This is a genomic window from Actinokineospora inagensis DSM 44258 (genome assembly GCF_000482865.1).
Lineage (GTDB): Bacteria > Actinomycetota > Actinomycetes > Mycobacteriales > Pseudonocardiaceae > Actinokineospora > Actinokineospora inagensis.
The window spans coordinates 156,936-174,189 of record NZ_AXWW01000007.1 but is presented as its reverse complement, the minus strand read 5'-3'; the positions used below and the strand labels follow the sequence as shown (position 1 = coordinate 174,189).

Genomic DNA, 17,254 nt, shown 5'->3' with positions numbered 1-17,254 from the left:
GTCAGTCCCTGGGATCATCCGGGTCCAAGCCGTGCAGGGGGAAGACCGCGCCCCGCACGTCCCGGATCACGTTGTCGACGGGCTCGTCCCGCCCGCCGCCCCACCGCTCGAACGCCACAGTGCCGCTGCTGCCATCGCTGCCGTTACTGCCACCGTCGCCCATCGTGGACGGTAGGACGACGTTCGGCGCGACCTGGCGAACCGCCGTGGCCCACTCGACCGGGACAGCCGTGTCCACCGGCAGGTCGCGATCGAGCACCGTGGCCAACAGGTGCGTCCACGAGCGGGGAACAACCCTCAGCAGTTCGTAACCGCCGCCGCCGGTGACGAGCCACTTACCACCCGCATACGTTTGCGCCAAGTCCCGCATGGTCCGGTAGATCTCCCGATGACCGTCGACCGACAACGCCAGGTCCGCGAGCGGGTCCTCCACGTGCGTGTCCACTCCGCACTGGGTCACCAGCACCTGCGGTTTGAAGACCTCCAACAGCGACGGCACCGTCGCGTGGAACGCCCGCAACCACGCGGCATCACGTGTCCCCGGCAGGAACGGGATGTTGACGGCGCTACCTTGAGCGTTAGGCCCACCGAGCTCGGTGACCGAACCCGTGCCCGGCCAGAGCGTGGCCGGGTGTTGGTGCAAGGAGATGGTCAGCACGCGCGGGTCGTTGTAGAACACCGTCTGCACGCCGTCACCGTGGTGCACGTCCACATCGAGGTAAGCGACGCGGTCTACCCCGTTGTCCAACAACCACGAGATCGCCACGGCACAATCGTTGTAGACGCAGAACCCGGCGGCCCGGTCCGGCATCGCGTGGTGCAGACCACCGGCCAGGTTGACCGCCCGGTCCGCGCCGTCCACAATCCGCCGCGCCGCGGCCAGCGAACCACCCACCACCAGGGCCGACGCGGCGTGCATCCTGTCGAACACCGGGTTGTCCGCGGTGCCGAGCCCGTGCCCGACGTCCCAAGACGCCATCGGCGCCTCACGCACCGCGGCCACGTAGTCCGGCCGGTGCACCCGCCCGAGCTCGACGTCGTCGGCCGCCTCGGGCACCACGAACTCGACGCCGTCGAGCACGCCCAGCGCCTGGGACAACCGCATCGTCAACTGGAGCCGGATCGGGTTGAACGGGTGGTCGCCGCCCATGTCGTAGCCGAGCAAGGCGGGATCCCACACCACAGCCGCATCCGCTCGCATGCCAAAACCCTAGTGGCCCGACACCACCCCCGCCGGTAACCCGAAGGTGGCGGAAAGCGAGTCAGTGGTCACCCGTGGCCACCGGCCGCGCCGGGTCCTGGCTCCACTGCGACCACGATCCGGCGTAAAGAGCGGCCGGTCGCTGCGCGGAGGTGACCCCGGCGACCTCCAAGGCCAACACCACCGACGCCGCCGTCACCCCGGAGCCGCAGTAGGCGCCGACCGGCCCGGACCCGGCATCGACACCAAGTCCGGCAAAACGATCCGCCAACGCCGCGGGCGCCAACCACCCCCCGTCCGGACCGGTGTGGCCGGAGAACGGCGCGTTCACCGCGCCCGGGATGTGCCCCGCGCGCGGGTCGACCGGCTCGACGTCCCCGCGGAACCGCTCGGCGGCGCGCGCGTCCAGCAGCACGCCGTCCTCGGCCAACTCGGCCGCCTCGTCGGCGTCGATCACCGGCATCCCACCCGGGCGAACCTGGAAATCACCCGGTTCGGGCGACGGTTCCGCCGTGCCGGTCGCGCCGCCACCCGCGACCCACCCCGCGTAACCGCCGTCCAGCACGGCGACCTCACCGTGTCCCGCCCAGCGCAGCAACCACCACGCCCGCGCCGCGACCGAGCCGTTGTCCCCGTCGTAGACCACAACGGGCAGATCCGCGCGCACCCCGGCCGCGCGCAACACCCGCTCCAGATCGGCCGGGTCCGGCAACGGGTGCCTGCCGCCCGCGCCCGGCGCGGCGGCCAGATCCCGGTCCAGGTCGAGGAAAACCGCCCCGGGCAGGTGACCGGCCGAGTACTCGTCGTGGCCGGGCGGGCCACCCAGCCGCCACCGGACGTCCAGCAGCACCGGCTGCCGCGCACTGTCGAGAAGCGACACGAGGTCGGCGGGCGATACCAGAGCGGAGGGGAACGCGTTCACCGGTCCATCCTGCCGGCCCGGGTCTTTGGTCACCGCCCGCTACTACCCCGCTGCTCTGTCGGGGCGAACGACTAACATGGAACTGACGAAGGGGAACCGGCGTGAACGATCTCATCGACACCACCGAGATGTACCTCCGCACCATCTACGAACTCGAGGAGGAGGGTGTCGTCCCCCTGCGCGCCCGGATCGCCGAACGGCTGGGCCAGTCGGGCCCGACGGTGAGCCAGACGGTGGGCCGCATGGAGCGGGACGGGCTGGTCGTGGTCGCGGGCGACCGGCACCTCGAGCTCACCGACCACGGCCGCGCGCTGGCGGTCGCGGTCATGCGCAAGCACCGGCTGGCCGAGCGGCTGCTGGTCGACGTGATCGGCCTGGAGTGGGAGCACGTGCACAGCGAGGCCTGCCGCTGGGAGCACGTGATGAGCGAGGCCGTGGAGCGCAAGCTGGTCAAGCTGCTCGGCCACCCCACCACGTCCCCCTACGGCAACCCCATCCCCGGTCTGGACGAGTTGGGCGCCGGTGAGCAGGCGCCCGCGATCGAGGCCGGACTGGTCCGGGTGGACGAGGTGGCCCGGCGCGGCGGCGGCCGGGTCGAGGTGCGCCGGATCGCCGAGCACATCCAGATGGACCCGGAGCTGATGGCCGAGCTGAAGGCGGTCGGCGTGCTGCCGGGCGCCGTGATCGAGATCGGTTCGTCCACCGCGGACGGCGCGGGCATCCCGATCACCGGCGCGGGCAACACCGCCGAACTGAACCCGACCATGCTGCACGCGGTGCTGGCCCGCCTGCTGTGAGCCAGGCCGACCGGGCCGACGAGCGGTTCCGGCAACTGCACGGACGTCCCCCGGTCGGGGTGTGGTCGGCGCCTGGGCGGGTGAACCTGATCGGCGAGCACACCGACTACAACAACGGCCTGGTGCTGCCCTTCGCGCTGCCGCACCGGATCGCGGTGGCCGCCGCGCCGCGCGCCGACGGCCGGATCGCCGCCGTGACCATCGGTGACGACGGGTCACCCCAGCGCAGCGCGCCCGTCCCGATCGCCGAACTCGCCCCCGGCCGGGTCACCGGCTGGGCGGCGTACGTGTGCGGGGTGGCCTGGGTGCTGCGCGACGAGGGGTTCGCGACCGGCGCCGACCTGGTGGTCGTTGGCGACGTACCGACCGGGGCCGGGCTGTCGTCGTCGCACGCACTGCAGTGCGCGGTGGCCTTGGCGCTGCTGGGGTTGGCGGGCGCCGCGCCCGATCTCGACCGGGTCGCCCGGTGGGTGCAGCGGTCCGAGAACGACTTCGCGGGAGCCCCCACCGGGCTGCTCGACCAGACCGCGTCGCTGCGCTGCGTCGCCGGGCACGCCCTGTTCCTCGACGTCCGCTCCGGCGCGGCCGAGCAGATCCCGTTCGACAGCGGCGTGTTGGTGATCGACACCCGGGTGCGGCACGCCCTGGCCGACTCGGCCTACGGCGACCGCCGCCGCGGCTGCGAGGAGGCGGCGCGGCTGCTGGGGTTGCCGTCGCTGCGGGAAATCCCGGATGACCAGGGCGACGGTGCGGTGGGATCGCTCCCCGCCCCGCTGCGGCCACTGGTCCGGCACGTGCTGACCGAGAACGCGCGGGTGCTGGCAACCGTGTCCGCGCTGCGCGCTGGCGGTGACATCGGCCCGTTCCTGTCCGCCTCGCACGCCAGCCTCCGCGACGACTACCGGGTGTCCTGCCTGGAGTTGGACGTGGCGGTCGCCGCGGCGGAATCGGCGGGCGCGCTGGGCGCCCGGATGACCGGCGGCGGTTTCGGCGGTTCCGCCATCGCCTTGGTCCCCGTCGCCGCGGCGGAGGCGGTGCGGGCCGCTGTCCTCGCCGCGTTCGCCGAGCGTTCGCTGACGACGCCGCGGTTGTTCACCGCGACCCCCTCGGCGGGTGCGGGCCGGGACCGGTGAGAAGGTCCTGACACTATCCGCGGACAGCACGGCCGGGCTTTCGCGGTCCGGTCGGCACCATTCCATCGATGCAGGAGGAGGACCACGGTGAAGCTGCTCGTCACCGGCGGCGCGGGATACGTGGGCAGTGTGTGCGCTGCCCGGCTGGTCGAGTCGGGCCACGAGGTCGTGGTGGTCGACGACCTGTCCACCGGCCACGCGGACGCGGTACCCGACGGCGCCCGCTTCGTCGAGGCCGACATCGCCGACGCCGCCCCCACCCTGCTCCCCGAGGGTTTCGACGGCGTCCTGCACTTCGCCGCCAAGTCCCTGGTCGGCGAGTCCATGGTGGACCCGGCCAAGTACTGGGCGGGCAACGTCCTCACCTCGGTGCGGTTGCTGGACGCCATGCGCGACGCGGGCACCCCCCGCCTGGTGTTCTCCTCCACCGCCGCCACCTACGGCGAACCCGACCAGATCCCCATCGTCGAGACAGCTCCGACGCGCCCCACCAACACCTACGGCGCCACCAAGCTCGCCATCGACCACGCCATCACCTCCTACGCCGCCGCACACGGCTTGGCCGCGGTCAGCCTCCGCTACTTCAACGTCGCGGGCGCCTACGGCCGTTTCGGTGAACGCCACACCACCGAAACCCACCTGATCCCCATCGTCCTGCAGGTCGCCCTCGGTACCCGCGCCGAGATCTCCCTCTACGGCAACGACTACCCCACCCCCGACGGCACCTGCGTCCGCGACTACATCCACGTCCTGGACCTGGCCGAGGCCCACCTCCTCGCCCTCACCCACGCCCGCCCCGGCGAGCACCAGATCTACAACCTCGGCACCGGCACCGGCTTCTCCAACCTGGAGGTCGTCCAAGCCTGCCGAGAGGTCACCGCCCACCCCATCCCCGCCACCTTCGCCCCCCGCCGCCCCGGCGACCCCGCCACCCTCGTCGCCTCCCCCCACTCCGCCACCACCGCCCTAGGCTGGACCCCCACCCACACCACCCTCCACACCATCATCACCGACGCCTGGACCTTCACCCAATCCCGCAACCACACCCACCACTAGCGTCCACTTAGGACACGTCACCAGGGCTGCAACCCCCAGCCCAGGCAACAACAACACGCGCCGTGGCGGAGCTCGCCCCACCGCGAAGCTCCGCCATCGCGCGCACAGCAACGAGCACCGCAACACAACCACCCACGCACCCCCAAACCCCCACCCCATCAACAAAACGCCCCCCACCCGCGCGCCTCAACCCCCAACCCCCATCGACAAAGCTCCACTCCCGCACCGCGCACCTCAACCCCGCCTCATCGACAAAGCGCACCGTGCACCGCACGCCTCAAATCCCCATCGACGAAACGCCGCCCCCGCGCCGCGCACCTCAAACCCCCGCCCCATCGACGAAACGCCACCCTGCACGCGCGCCTCAAACCCCCGCCCCATCGACGAAACGCCACCCTGCACGCGCGCCTCAAACCCCCGCCCCACCCCACATCGACGAAGGCCGCCAACCCACCCCGCGCGCCTCGAAACCCGCCGATGCCAACCGCCCGCTGGGGTGAAGTTGTTTTGTTTGGGGGGAGCGGTGGCCTAAGCCGGCAGGCGGGTAAGGCCACGTCTTTCCAGTGGCCCCGCCTTTTAGCCTTACCCAGGCTGCCGCTAGGGGCCCCAAACAAAACAACTTCACCCCAGCGGGCACAGCCCGCAAAATCTGGCGCCCGAGGCCGGCGTCGCCGAAGGCGACCAGGCCGAAACCCGAGGCGAAGCCGAGGCCCAGTGCCCCTCACACCAAGATCAACCGCCAGTAAAGCCCCCGAATACACAGCCTAAACGGACCCACCGACAAGATCCGCCCGCCGCCCACAAACAAGATCAACCCGCTCCGAAGCCCCCAAATACACAGCCTACCCAAGCCCACCGACAAGATCGTCCCATCGACCAAGAACCATGATCAACCCAAACTTGAGCCCCTGAATACACAGCCTAACCAACACCACCGACAAACCCCCACACCAAGATCACCGCAGCACACCCCACAGCAAGATCACCAGCAGCAAGGCAACGCCACCCGCAACAAGACCATCAGCGGCAGCGAAGCAACATCACCAAAGCAAAGACCACCAGCAGCAGCACCGCGGCAAGATCACCGCGGCAAGGTCTACAAGCCCCACACCATCAAGGCTTCATCGACTCGTAAATCCGTTGGCAGTCCGGACACACCGGTGACCCCGGTTTTGGCGACTTCGTCACCGGGAAGACCTCCCCGCACAGCGCGACGACCATCGTCCCCGTCACCGCGCTCTCGACGATCTTGTCCTTCTGCACGTAGTGGAACATCTTGGGCGTGTCGTCGTCCGTCGTGTCGGTGCCCTCGGGGCGGGTGTCGACGTCCGGCAGGGTCTGGGTGGGTGCGCTCACATCTCCATTGTTGCACCGCCGGGGAAGCCCACCTGGCAGGATGCGGCCATGTTCCAGAAGGTCCTGGCCGGGTTCGGTGCCGGCGGCGCGAAGGTCGACGCCCAGCTCAACGCGGGGGCTGTGCGTCCCGGTGGGGTGTTGCGCGGGGTGGTGCACCTGCTCGGCGGCACTGTCGACCAGCAGGTTGAGGCGCTCGGGGTGACGTTGTTGGCGCGGGTGGACGGTCCGCGCGGCCAGGAGGACCTGCCGGTGGAGGAGGTGCGGTTGGCGGGTAGTGAGCTGGTCCGGGCGGGGGCGCGGGTGTCGGTGCCGTTCGAGGTGCGGTTGCCGTGGGAGACGCCGGTCACCTCGGTCCTCGGTAAGCACCTGACCGGCATGGCCGTGGGCCTGCAGACGACGCTGCACCTGTCCGGGTCGGTGGTCGACGCGCACGACGTGGACGCGGTGGCGGTGGAGCCCCTGCCCGCGCAGCACCGCGTTCTCGACGCCGTGTCCCGGCTGGGTTACCAGTTCCGCGGCGCGAACCTGGTGCAGGAGCGGATCGACGGGGTCGACCAGCAGTTGCCGTTCTTCCAGGAGATCACTTTCGACGCGCCGCAGGGTGGTCCGCTGAGCACCGTCACCGTCACGTTCGTGGCCGGTCCGCAGGAGGTCCAGGTGGTGCTCGACGTGGTGAAGCAGGTCCGCGTCGCCAAGGGCGGTGGTCTTGGCGGGCGGCAGCGGTCGTTCCTCGGCTCGTTCGTCGTGCGCGACGTCAACGCCCCGTGGGAGCGCCAACTGGAGGGCTGGTTGCGCCAGGTCGCGGCGGCGCGGGGGATCTTCGACTGATCGCGGCGTCCGCTGCGCCGAACCCGCCGGCACTGGTCACCTAGTGTGATTACCCGGCGGGTTCTTTACGTCCACCGGGTGACGCTGAACAGGTCTACCGGGCGGCCCGGTGACGGGTGAGCGTGGCGCCACTCTGTTACTTCCGTTATGTAATTGTGTCTCGATCCGGGCATCTGAATCGAATCAGTGTGCTTCCGGTCACCGCTGTCGGCGGCATATGTTGTGCCGCACAACATTCCCCTTGACGGATGCCGCCCCGGGCCCAGGTGGTGCGTCGTGGTTCGTGGAAGGGACCTCAGATGCGGTTGACCAGACTCGCCGTGACTACCGTCTGTGCGCTCAGCGCCATCTCGCTGGCCGCGTGCGGCGCCAACCAGGCCACCCCGCCCGCCTCGGGCGGCACGGGTGGGAACAGCACCACCCCGGCCGCCGCGGGTGGGGTGAAGGTCGGCGTGATCCTGCCGGAGACCGCCACCTCGGCCCGCTGGGAGGGCTTTGACAAGCCCATGATCGAGGCCGCCATGCAGGCCCAGGGCCTCGACGCGGACGTGCAGAACGCCCAGGGCGACGTGCAGAAGTTCACCACCCTGGCCGACGGCATGATCAGCCAGGGGGTCAAGGTGCTGGTCATCGCCTCGATCAACAGCGAGGTCGGGTCGGCGGTCGCGGCCAAGGCGAAGGCGCGCGGCATCCCCACCATCGACTACGACCGGCTCAACCTCGGCGGCAGTTCCGACTACTACGTGTCCTTCGACAACGTCAAAGTCGGTGAGCTGCAGGGGAAGGGCCTCGCCGACGCGCTGAAGGACAAGCCCGGCGCGCAGGTCATCGAGATCGAGGGCGCCCCGACCGACAACAACGCCACCCTGTTCCACAACGGGCAGGAGAACGTGCTCAAGCCGCTCTACGACTCCGGCGCGCTCAAGCTGGTCCGCTCGCAGCCCATCGACGGCTGGGACAACCAGAAGGGCGGCACCACCTTCGAGCAGATCCTCACCGGCAACGGCGGCAAGGTCGACGGCGTGGTCGCGGCCAACGACGGCCTGGCGGGCGCGGTGATCACCGTGCTGCGCAAGAACGGCCTCAACGGCAAGGTCCCGGTGACCGGCCAGGACGCCACCCCGGACGGCCTGATGGCCGTGCTGCGCGGCGACCAGTACATGACCGTGTTCAAGCCGATCAAGCAGGAGGCCGAGGCCACCGCCAAGCTGGCCGTCGCGCTGGCCAAGGGGGACACCGCGGCCGCCGACCAGGTCGCGGGCGACAGCAGTGACGACCCCAAGGGCAACCGCAAGGTGAAGTCCGTGCTGCTGGAGCCGCAACTGACCACCAAGGACAATGTGAAGGCCGTGGTGGAGCAGGGTTACGTCAAGGCGAGCGACATCTGCGGTGGCGCCCTCGCCGCGGTCTGCGGCCAACTCGGCATTAGCTGATCTCGCCGCCTGCCCGCGGATCGGACCCCGCGGGCAGGCGCGACCCACATCCGGAGACCGCCATGAGCGAACCGATCCTCGAACTGACCGGCCTGAACAAGAGCTTCGGCCCGGTGCACGTGCTGCACGACGTCGACTTCACCGTCCGCGCGGGTGAGGTCACCGCCCTGGTCGGCGACAACGGCGCCGGGAAGTCCACTTTGGTCAAATGCGTGGCCGGGATCCACTCGATGGACTCCGGCAGCGTCTCCTTCAACGGCGAACGGGTCGGTATCAGCGGACCCGGCGACGCCGCCCGGCTCGGCATCGAGGTCGTCTACCAGGACCTCGCGCTGGCCGACAACCTCGACATCGTGCAGAACATGTTCCTCGGCCGGGAACGCGGCAGCGGCTGGCTGCTCGACGAGGCGGCGATGGAGCAGGCGGCGCGGGAAACCCTCGCGTCGCTGTCGGTGCGGACGGTGAAATCCGTGCGCACCCTGGTTTCCGCGCTTTCCGGCGGTCAGCGGCAGACGGTCGCGATCGCCAAGTCCGTGCTGTGGGAGAGCAAGGTCGTGCTGCTCGACGAGCCGACCGCCGCGCTCGGCGTCGCGCAGACCCGCCAGGTGCTCGACCTGGTGCGCAGGCTGGCCCAGCAGGGCCTCGGCGTGGTGCTGATCAGCCACAACATGGCCGACGTGTTCTCCGTCGCCGACCGCATCTCGACGCTGTACCTCGGTCGCATGGTCGCCGACGTGGCGACCCGCGACGTGACCCACGCCCAGGTGGTCGAGCTGATCACGGCCGGTCGCTCCGGCGACCTCGGCCTGGCCCGCCCCGAGAACGCGACCGTGTGAGAGGGGGACCGATGGAATCCGACATCCACCACCCAGTGGCTGACAACCCGGCCGACAACCCGGCCGACAACCCGGCCGACAACCCGGCCGACGACCTGGCGCCCGAGGCGCACGGCCACCACCGCGCCGACGGCGCCATCGCCGACTTCGGCATCGACACCACCGCCCAGTCCACTTGGGAGGCCGTGCGCGACTACGGGTCCCGGCTGCGCGCGGGCGACCTCGGCTCACTGCCCGCCGTGCTCGGCCTGGCCGCCCTGGTGATCGTGTTCTGGGTGCTGTCCGAGGGCTTCATGACCCTGGACAACACCGCGAACCTGCTCGCCCAGGGCGCGGGCAAGATGGTCATCGCGATGGGCCTGGTGTTCGTCCTGCTGCTCGGCGAGATCGACCTGTCCGCGGGCACCGCGTCCGGTGTGTGCGCGGCGGTGATGGCCATGCACTACGTCCGCGCCGGGAACCTGTTGGGCGGCATGGGAACCACGGTGTTCGCCGTGTTCCTCGGCGGGCTCATCGCGGCGGTCGGGCTCGCGTTGCTGATGCGGATCTGGGCGGGCGCCGTGCTCGCCGCGGTCGCCATCGCCATCGCGCTGTCCGGGGCGGCGCCCAACCCGTGGCTGGAGATGCTGCTCGCCATCTCGGTCGGCGCGGCCATCGGCGTGCTCACCGGCTTCCTGGTGTCCAAGATCGGCATGCCGTCGTTCGTGGTGACGCTGGCCCTGTTCATCACCTGGCAGGGGGTGATCCTGCAGTTCATCGGCGAGGGCGGCGTGTTCGGCATCGGCACCCAGCCGGTGCTGTTCTCCGTCGCCAACGGCAACATGTCGGTCACCGGCGGTTGGGTGCTGTGCGCCGTCGCGGTCCTCGGGTACGCGCTCGTCGTCCTCGGTGAACACGTGAGCAGGCTGAACCGGGGCCTGGTCACGTCGCCGACCCCGATCGTGCTGGCCAAGGTCATCGGGGTCGCGGTCGTCGCCGTCCCGGCCACCTACGCGTTGACGGTCAACCGGTCGACCAACGACTCCGTCGTGATCCGCGGCGTGCCGTACGTCGTCCCGATCGTGTTGGTGCTGCTGGTGGCCGGCACGTACGTGCTCAACCGGACCCGCTACGGCAGGCACGTCTACGCCGTCGGCGGCAACGCCGAGGCGGCGCGGCGCGCGGGCATCAACGTGAGCCGAGTCCGGGCCAGTGTGTTCGTCGTCGCGTCCGCGACGGCGGCGCTCGGTGCCATTGTGTACTCGTCGAAGGTGGGGTCGGTCGACCCGCAGGCAGGTGGGCTCAACACCCTCCTGTTCGCCGTCGGCGCGGCCGTGATCGGTGGCACCTCGCTGTTCGGCGGCCGCGGCAAGGTGTTCCACGCGGTGGTCGGCGGTCTGGTCCTCGCCGTCGTCGAGAACGGGTTGGGCCTGCTCAAGCAGCCCGCCGCGGTGGTCAACATCGTCACCGGGCTCGTACTGTTGCTCGCGGCGACCGTCGACGCCCTCTCCCGGCGGCGCGCGGCGGTGGGCAGGTAAGGGCAGGACCGGAGGGCGAGCAGGTGACCAGCACACCCACGGCGGGCGCGCGCCCCGACGAGGTGCGCAGGCACAACCGCACCGCGCTGCTGCGCCGCCTGCACGTGGACGGCCCGTGCACCCGCGCCGCCCTCGCCACCGAGCTCGGCCTCAACCGCAGCACCATCAAGGCGCTGGTCGACGGCCTGGCCGAGTCCGGGGTGGTGGAGGAACGGGTGCCGCGCGCCCGCTCCGGCGCGGGCCGCCCGTCGCTGCTGGTGCTGCCGCAGCCGCTGGCCGCGGTCGTGCTGGCCGTGGACATCCGGGTCGAGCAGGTCGCCATCGCGCTGGTCGGCCTCGGCGGCCAGATGCTCGGCCGGGACAGTTGGAACCTGCGCGGCCGGGCTGGCGAACCCGACGAGGTCATCACCCGCGTCATCGAGTCCACCCGTGTCCTCGCCGAGGAGCTGAAGGTCGCCCCCGTCGCCGCGGGCATCTCCGTCCCCGGCGTCGTCCGCCGCCGCGACGGCTTCGTGCACGAGGCCCCCAACCTCAAATGGACCGGAGTCCCCCTCGGCGACCGCCTCACCGCCGCCTTCGGCTTCCCGGTCCGCGTCGCCAACGACGCCGAGATCGCTGCCCTCGCCGAACACCTCCGCGGCGCCGCCCGCGGCTCCCTCGACGCCGTCTACGTCTCAGCCGACGTTGGCGTGGGCGGCGGCGTCATCTCCGACGGCTCCACCCTGCGCGGCACCGCGGGTTACGTGGGCGAACTCGGCCACATGGTCATCAACCCGGCGGGCCGCCCCTGCTACTGCGGCAGCCGCGGCTGCTGGGAAACCGAAGTCGGCGAACTGGCCCTCTGCCGAGCCCTCGACCTCCCCACCCCCTCCCCCCGCGGCCGGATCGTCGCCGAACTCCGCGCCCTCACCCCCGACCACATCCCGGTAGTCCTCGGCGAGTTCACCCACTGGCTCGCCACCGGCCTGATAACCATCGTCAACGCCTTCGGCCCCGAACTGGTGGTCCTCGGCGACCTGTTCACCGCCCTACCCCCGCAGGTCGTCACCGAGGTCGCCGCCACCGTCTCCCGACGCAGCCTGGTCAGCCGCGCCATCGGCGGCACCCGACTCCTCACCTCAACCATGGGCACCGACGTCAAACTCACCGGCGCCGCCGAACTCGCCTTCGAACCCGTCCTCCACACCGTCTAGTCCCCACCCAGACGCCCCCTTGACAACCGCTTACTCCGCCCCTACGCGGGTCCAGGCGGCCCCCACCCTATCCCGGGGGGCGTCCCCGGTCCCAGTCTACCGGCTTGGCGGGGCGGGAACGAGGAGGTGGCTTGGCTGTGGGCGGCTTGAGGGGTTGTGGATAACTCGACCTGGGCGGATGGAGTGGCGGGGCCGGTCGGCGTGGGAAATCACGCGGTCGGGGGATGGGCTTGGGGTGGTGGCATCTGTGATCCGCGTGGGCGGCGGGGGTCGCAGGCGGTGTGGGCGGAGCGGAAGCGGGTGGCTGTTATCCGCGTGGAGGTAGGGGGTCGGGATTCGCGGGAAGGGTCGGGTTCTGGGGGGGGGCGGCGTCGGGGTGGGGCGGCGGAGGTTGCCTGCGGTGTGGGTGAAGTGGAAGCGAGTGGTTGTTGTCGGCGTGGAGGTGGTGGAGGTGGTGGAGTCGGAGGGGCAGGGTTCGCAGGAAGAGGCCAGGTTCTGGGGGCGGCGGAGGTCGCAGGCGGTGTGGGGCGAAGCGGAAGCGGGTGGCTGTTATCCGCGTGGAGGTGGTGGAGGTAGGGGGTCTGGGTCGCGGGAGGGGCCGAGTTCTGGAGGCGGCGTCGGGTTGCGGTGGTGGAGTGGGCAGCAGGGGCCAGGGCCGTGGGGAGGGGCGGTGGCGGTCGGGCCAGGAAGGAGCCGGGGCGGCACGCGATGGCCTGAGTCCGAACGGCTGGGGGCGGGAACATGGGCGCAGGGGGAGAGCTCTGACCACGGAGGGTCGGTGGCAGGAGTTTCGACGGCTGGGCCGAGGTGAGCCCGGTGTCGTGCGACCGGGATGGTCCTGGGCTCACCGTGGCCGTCAAGCAGCGTCCGGCAGCGGCTGGGACAAGGTCGCCACGCAGGGAAGGCGCGCGCTGACAGAGCAGGCGGACGGGGGCCGGGAACAGCGGAACGGGCGGGACCTGGTGGTCCCGCCCGTTCTCCGTTGTGGTGGTGGTGCTTCCGGCGAGCGGTGCTCAGCCCTTCTGCGACAGTTCCGCCGCCATCTCGCGGAGCCGGTCTTCGTGGGCGCGGGCGTGGTGTCCGCAGAAGAGCAGCTCGCCTCCGGAGGGAAGTACGGCGCGGACCTGAGCGGCGGCGCCGCACCGGTCGCACCGGTCGGCGGCGGTCAGCTCGGGGCGGGTGAGCGTCGTAGTCGTCATGGGAGTTCTCCCTCCGTCCCGGAACCGGTCACACCGGTTCCCTTTTCGGCTGCGGTCACGAGGAGCGGTGCCCCGCCGTGGTCGCGCTTCTACTCTTACAGACGCGCGAGCCTCCGGCAGTGTTCCCGCGCCCGTTGTGGGCGTCGGCAACCTCTGATTAACCCGGTTGGCCCAGCGGAGCGGGCTGTTTCGGGCTCCACGCTGGGGTTCTTCCAGCGGTGGGTGGGGTGGCTACCTGGTGTTCGCTCTTACGTCGTTCACCATCGGCGAACGCGGGCCCGGCAATAGGGAAACGCGGAAGCGCCGCCCGCCGGGATCCGGGGGGCGGCGCTTCGGGGTCGAGCGTTTACTCCAGGTAGTCGCGCAGGACCTGCGACCTGGAGGGGTGCCGGAGCTTGGACATGGTCTTCGACTCGATCTGGCGAATCCGCTCGCGGGTGACCCCGTAGACCTGGCCGATCTCGTCGAGGGTGCGCGGCTGGCCGTCGGTCAGGCCGAACCGCAGCCGGACGACACCGGCCTCGCGCTCGGACAGCGTGGCCAGCACCGACTGGAGCTGGTCCTGCAGCAGCGTGAACGACACCGCGTCCACGGCCACCACGGCCTCGGAGTCCTCGATGAAGTCGCCGAGCTGGCTGTCGCCCTCGTCGCCGATGGTCTGGTCGAGCGAGATGGGTTCCCTGGCGTACTGCTGGATCTCCAGCACCTTCTCCGGGGTGATGTCCATCTCCTTGGCCAGCTCCTCCGGCGTGGGCTCGCGGCCCAGGTCCTGGAGCAGCTCGCGCTGGATGCGGCCGAGCTTGTTGATGACCTCGACCATGTGCACCGGGATGCGGATGGTGCGGGCCTGGTCGGCCATCGCGCGGGTGATCGCCTGCCGGATCCACCAGGTGGCGTAGGTGGAGAACTTGTAGCCCTTGGTGTAGTCGAACTTCTCCACCGCGCGGATCAGGCCGAGGTTGCCCTCCTGGATCAGGTCCAGGAACGCCATGCCGCGGCCGGTGTAGCGCTTGGCCAGCGAGACGACCAGGCGGAGGTTGGCCTCCAGCAGGTGGTTCTTGGCGCGCTCGCCGTCGCGGACGATCCAGCGCAGGTCGCGGCGCAGTTGCGGCTGCAGCTTCTCGTTGTCGTCCTCGGACTTGCGGACCCGCTCCGCCGCGTAGAGCCCGGCCTCGATGCGCTTGGCCAGCTCCACCTCCTCCTCGGCGTTGAGCAGGGCGACCTTGCCGATCTGCTTGAGGTAGGCGCGGACCGAGTCGGCGGACGCGGTGAGCTCGGCGTCCTTGCGGGCCTGCCGCAGCGCCTCGGACTCCTCCTCGTCCCAGACGAAGTCGCTCTCCTTGGTGCTGCTTTCCTTCGGGTCCTTCTCCTCGGGCTCCTCGATCGCCTCGTCGACCGGGTCGACCTCGACCTCCTCGAGGTCGGACAGGTCGGGGTTCTCCAGGTCCTCCGGGCCATCGCCGTCCGGGCCGTCCGGCCCGTCGCCTGCCTTCTTCGGGGCGCCCTTGGCGGCGGCGGGCTTCTTCGGGGCTCGCGCGGTCTTGGCCCCCGCGGCCTTCTTCGCCGTCGTCTTCGACGCGCCGTCGAGCTCCTCGTCCTCGGCGCCCTTGGTCGTCTTGGCGGCGCTCGCCGACGCCGTGGAGCGTCGGGTTGCGGTTCGTGCGGCTGCCACGTACGCCCTTTCACACAGTCCATCACGGCCGCGGCCGGTGGAACGGCGGCCGTTGCCGGGAGTTCGGGGGAGAGCCCTGGGGCTGGTTCCGCCGCGGGCCGTGTTCCATTGTAGCGACGTACGGCGTGTCCCCGGGAAACGCCAAGGTCGAAATGCCTCGATCCGGGTCCGAACGGGCCCGCTAACCCCCGGTGACCTGCCGGGCGGCGACCGCGGCTCCGACGATCCCGGCGTCGTTGCGGAGCTGCGCGGGCACCACTTTCGTGCGCACGTCCAGCAGCGGCAGCCACTTGTCGGCCTTCTTGCTGACCCCGCCACCGGCGATGATCAGATCCGGCCAGATCAGGTTCTCCAGGCCGCGCACGTACCGGCTGACCCGGTGCGCCCACTCCTCCCAGGACAGGTCTTTTTCGTCTTTCACCGAAGCCGCGGCCCTGGTCTCCGCGTCGTGGCCGTCGATCTCCAGGTGGCCGAACTCGGTGTTGGGCACCAGCCTGCCGTCGAGGAACAGGGCGCTGCCGATGCCGGTGCCGAAGGTCAGCAGCACCACCACCCCCGACGAGCCCTCCGGCCGACCGAAGCTGATCTCGGCGGTCCCGGCGGCGTCGGCGTCGTTGAGCACCACCACGTCGTCCGCCGCGCGCCCCAGCCGCTTGGCGAACAGCGCGGCGGCGTCGGTGCCGATCCAGGACTTGTGGATGTTGGCGGCCGAGTGCGCCACCCCCCGCTTGACCACCGCGGGCAGGGTCACCCCGACCGGGCCGGTCCAGCCGAACCTGGTGACGATCTCGGCGACGACGTCGGCCACCGCGTCCGGGGTGGACGGCGCCGGGGTGGGGATCCGCACCCGGTCACCGACCAGCGCGCCCACCTCCAGGTCGACCTCGCACCCCTTGATCCCAGATCCGCCGATGTCCACGCCGAAACCGCGGGCTGCACCCATCCCCGGGTCCTCTCCTACTCGATTCAGTCCCGTCTCCTGGGCAGACATTAGCCGCCGACCGGGCGGTGTGGTCCGATAGCCGGGTGCGAGACCTAGCCGAGATCGCGGTGGCCGTCGCCACCGAGGCGGGCCGGTTGGCCAAGGCCACCCGGGCGAACGCGATTCGTGACGTTGACACCAAGACCACCAGGACCGACGTGGTGACCGCCGCCGACAAGGCCGCGGAAGAGTTGATTCGTACCCGATTGGCCCAGTTGCGGCCCGGCGACGCCGTCCTGGGCGAGGAGACCGGCGGGGCCGCGGGCAGCGGGGTCACCTGGGTGGTCGACCCGATCGACGGCACGGTCAACTACCTGTACGGCTACCCGTGGTACGCGGTGTCGGTGGCGGCCCAAGTGGACGGTGCGTCGGTCGCGGGTGCCGTCGTGGAACCCGCCGCGGACCGCACCTGGTGGGCCGCGCGCGGCGCGGGGGCCTGGTTGAACGGCGAACGGTTGGGTGTTTCAGCGCCCATCGACCTGTCGGTCACGTTGCTGGCGACCGGGTTCGCCTACTCCGCCGAACGCCGAACTGCGCAGGCGGCGGTGCTGGCCCGGCTGCTCGGCGACATCCGCGACATCCGCCGCAACGGCGCGGCCGCGCTGGACCTGTGCGCGGTGGCCGCGGGCTGGGTCGACGCCTACTGCGAACGCGGTCTGTCCCGGTGGGACTGGGCGGCGGGCGCGCTGATCGCCGCGGAAGCCGGTGCGGTGGTCGAACTGCCCGGCGAGGCGCTGGACCTCGGCGACGACGCGGTCTTCGCCGCCGCCCCGGCGATCGCCGAACGCCTGCGCGCCGCCCTGCTCGACGCGGGCATGGGCGACTTCTAGGGGATGTCTCGTAACTGATCTTGTGGTTGGTTCCGGTGGTGTGGTGTTCAGTTGGTGATGGTGAGGTTGTGGAGGAAGGCGATGCCCGCGGCGGTGGTGGCGAGGGTGTGGCCCGCGCGGCGGTAGTCGCGCGGGATCTTCCAGTTCTTCCTGCGGGCCAGGGCGTGTTCGACCCGGGCTCGGACCCGGCGGTGGATGGTGTTGAGGTCTTCTTTCCAGGTGGGCAGTTCGGTGCCGTCGCGGGGCTTGCGGTAGGGCATGATCACGCCGGGGTTGCCCTGGTGGCCGCCGTCGGCCAT

General features: G+C 70.7%; 15 protein-coding genes and 1 pseudogene. 9 read left to right on the top strand and 7 right to left on the bottom strand.

The window, feature by feature from the left end; genetic code table 11:
* Position 1: 1 nt before the first annotated feature.
* Complete coding sequence (locus tag H504_RS0102955; RefSeq protein ID WP_026421551.1) at positions 2-1,201, bottom strand: acetoin utilization protein AcuC; 1,200 nt, start codon at positions 1,199-1,201, stop codon at positions 2-4.
* A 61-nt stretch (positions 1,202-1,262) separates the two neighbouring features.
* Positions 1,263-2,123, bottom strand: coding sequence for a sulfurtransferase (locus H504_RS0102950; protein ID WP_026421550.1), 861 nt, complete (start codon positions 2,121-2,123; stop codon positions 1,263-1,265).
* A 101-nt stretch (positions 2,124-2,224) separates the two neighbouring features.
* Between H504_RS0102950 and H504_RS0102945 the strand changes: the two genes are divergently transcribed.
* The 3 genes from H504_RS0102945 to galE all read left to right on the top strand — a co-directional run bounded on the left by H504_RS0102945 (position 2,225) and on the right by galE (position 5,109).
* On the top strand, positions 2,225-2,920 hold the full coding sequence (locus H504_RS0102945) for an iron-dependent transcriptional repressor DtxR (protein WP_026421549.1): 696 nt from the start codon (positions 2,225-2,227) through the stop codon (positions 2,918-2,920).
* Complete coding sequence (galK, locus tag H504_RS0102940) at positions 2,917-4,053, top strand: galactokinase (protein WP_026421548.1); 1,137 nt, start codon at positions 2,917-2,919, stop codon at positions 4,051-4,053. The genes H504_RS0102945 and galK overlap by 4 nt, the downstream gene beginning before the upstream one ends.
* Before the next feature lie 87 nt (positions 4,054-4,140).
* Positions 4,141-5,109, top strand: a complete 969-nt coding sequence (gene galE, locus H504_RS0102935; protein WP_026421547.1) for a UDP-glucose 4-epimerase GalE — start codon at positions 4,141-4,143, stop codon at positions 5,107-5,109.
* A gap of 1,113 nt (positions 5,110-6,222) precedes the next feature.
* Here the strand turns inward: galE and H504_RS0102925 are convergent.
* Complete coding sequence (locus tag H504_RS0102925; protein ID WP_035303124.1) at positions 6,223-6,465, bottom strand: DUF3039 domain-containing protein; 243 nt, start codon at positions 6,463-6,465, stop codon at positions 6,223-6,225.
* A 48-nt stretch (positions 6,466-6,513) separates the two neighbouring features.
* Here H504_RS0102925 and H504_RS0102920 point away from each other — a divergent pair, with 48 nt between their 5' ends.
* The 5 genes from H504_RS0102920 to H504_RS0102900 all read left to right on the top strand — a co-directional run bounded on the left by H504_RS0102920 (position 6,514) and on the right by H504_RS0102900 (position 12,272).
* Complete coding sequence (locus tag H504_RS0102920) at positions 6,514-7,293, top strand: sporulation protein (protein ID WP_026421545.1); 780 nt, start codon at positions 6,514-6,516, stop codon at positions 7,291-7,293.
* Positions 7,294-7,592: 299 nt separating this feature from the next.
* Positions 7,593-8,726 (top strand): sugar ABC transporter substrate-binding protein, encoded by a 1,134-nt coding sequence (locus tag H504_RS0102915; protein ID WP_026421544.1) that lies wholly within the window; start codon positions 7,593-7,595, stop codon positions 8,724-8,726.
* 62 nt (positions 8,727-8,788) lie between these two features.
* Positions 8,789-9,562 carry an ATP-binding cassette domain-containing protein gene (locus H504_RS0102910; RefSeq protein ID WP_026421543.1) on the top strand — a complete coding sequence of 258 codons (774 nt, stop codon included), beginning with the start codon at positions 8,789-8,791 and terminating at the stop codon, positions 9,560-9,562.
* A gap of 11 nt (positions 9,563-9,573) precedes the next feature.
* The gene (locus H504_RS0102905) at positions 9,574-11,079 is read left to right on the top strand and encodes a sugar ABC transporter permease (protein WP_035303122.1); all 1,506 of its coding nucleotides are present in this window, start codon (positions 9,574-9,576) and stop codon (positions 11,077-11,079) included.
* A gap of 23 nt (positions 11,080-11,102) precedes the next feature.
* Positions 11,103-12,272, top strand: coding sequence for an ROK family transcriptional regulator (locus tag H504_RS0102900; protein WP_026421541.1), 1,170 nt, complete (start codon positions 11,103-11,105; stop codon positions 12,270-12,272).
* 1,013 nt (positions 12,273-13,285) lie between these two features.
* Here H504_RS0102900 and H504_RS0102895 read toward each other — a convergent pair.
* The 3 genes from H504_RS0102895 to ppgK all read right to left on the bottom strand — a co-directional run bounded on the left by H504_RS0102895 (position 13,286) and on the right by ppgK (position 16,086).
* Positions 13,286-13,471, bottom strand: coding sequence for a DUF7455 domain-containing protein (locus tag H504_RS0102895; RefSeq protein ID WP_026421540.1), 186 nt, complete (start codon positions 13,469-13,471; stop codon positions 13,286-13,288).
* A gap of 346 nt (positions 13,472-13,817) precedes the next feature.
* Entirely contained in the window at positions 13,818-15,143 is a 1,326-nt protein-coding gene (locus H504_RS0102890) for an RNA polymerase sigma factor (protein ID WP_026421539.1), read from the bottom strand.
* Positions 15,144-15,324: 181 nt separating this feature from the next.
* On the bottom strand, positions 15,325-16,086 hold the full coding sequence (gene ppgK / locus H504_RS0102885; RefSeq protein WP_026421538.1) for a polyphosphate--glucose phosphotransferase: 762 nt from the start codon (positions 16,084-16,086) through the stop codon (positions 15,325-15,327).
* 83 nt (positions 16,087-16,169) lie between these two features.
* Between ppgK and H504_RS0102880 the strand changes: the two genes are divergently transcribed.
* On the top strand, positions 16,170-16,955 hold the full coding sequence (locus H504_RS0102880) for an inositol monophosphatase family protein (RefSeq protein WP_026421537.1): 786 nt from the start codon (positions 16,170-16,172) through the stop codon (positions 16,953-16,955).
* 47 nt (positions 16,956-17,002) lie between these two features.
* Here the strand turns inward: H504_RS0102880 and H504_RS0102875 are convergent.
* A pseudogene (locus H504_RS0102875) lies at positions 17,003-17,254 on the bottom strand (transposase family protein); the annotation flags it as partial.

Bases quoted from the DNA above. Each gene is read 5' to 3' on its own strand.
- H504_RS0102955 (WP_026421551.1), bottom strand. From the start codon at position 1,201: ATGCGAGCGGATGCGGCTGTGGTGTGGGATCCCGCCTTGCTCGGCTAC.
- H504_RS0102920 (WP_026421545.1), top strand. From the start codon at position 6,514: ATGTTCCAGAAGGTCCTGGCCGGGTTCGGTGCCGGCGGCGCGAAGGTC.
- H504_RS0102915 (WP_026421544.1), top strand. From the start codon at position 7,593: ATGCGGTTGACCAGACTCGCCGTGACTACCGTCTGTGCGCTCAGCGCC.
- H504_RS0102910 (WP_026421543.1), top strand. From the start codon at position 8,789: ATGAGCGAACCGATCCTCGAACTGACCGGCCTGAACAAGAGCTTCGGC.
- H504_RS0102905 (WP_035303122.1), top strand. From the start codon at position 9,574: ATGGAATCCGACATCCACCACCCAGTGGCTGACAACCCGGCCGACAAC.
- H504_RS0102895 (WP_026421540.1), bottom strand. From the start codon at position 13,471: ATGACGACTACGACGCTCACCCGCCCCGAGCTGACCGCCGCCGACCGG.
- ppgK (WP_026421538.1), bottom strand. From the start codon at position 16,086: ATGGGTGCAGCCCGCGGTTTCGGCGTGGACATCGGCGGATCTGGGATC.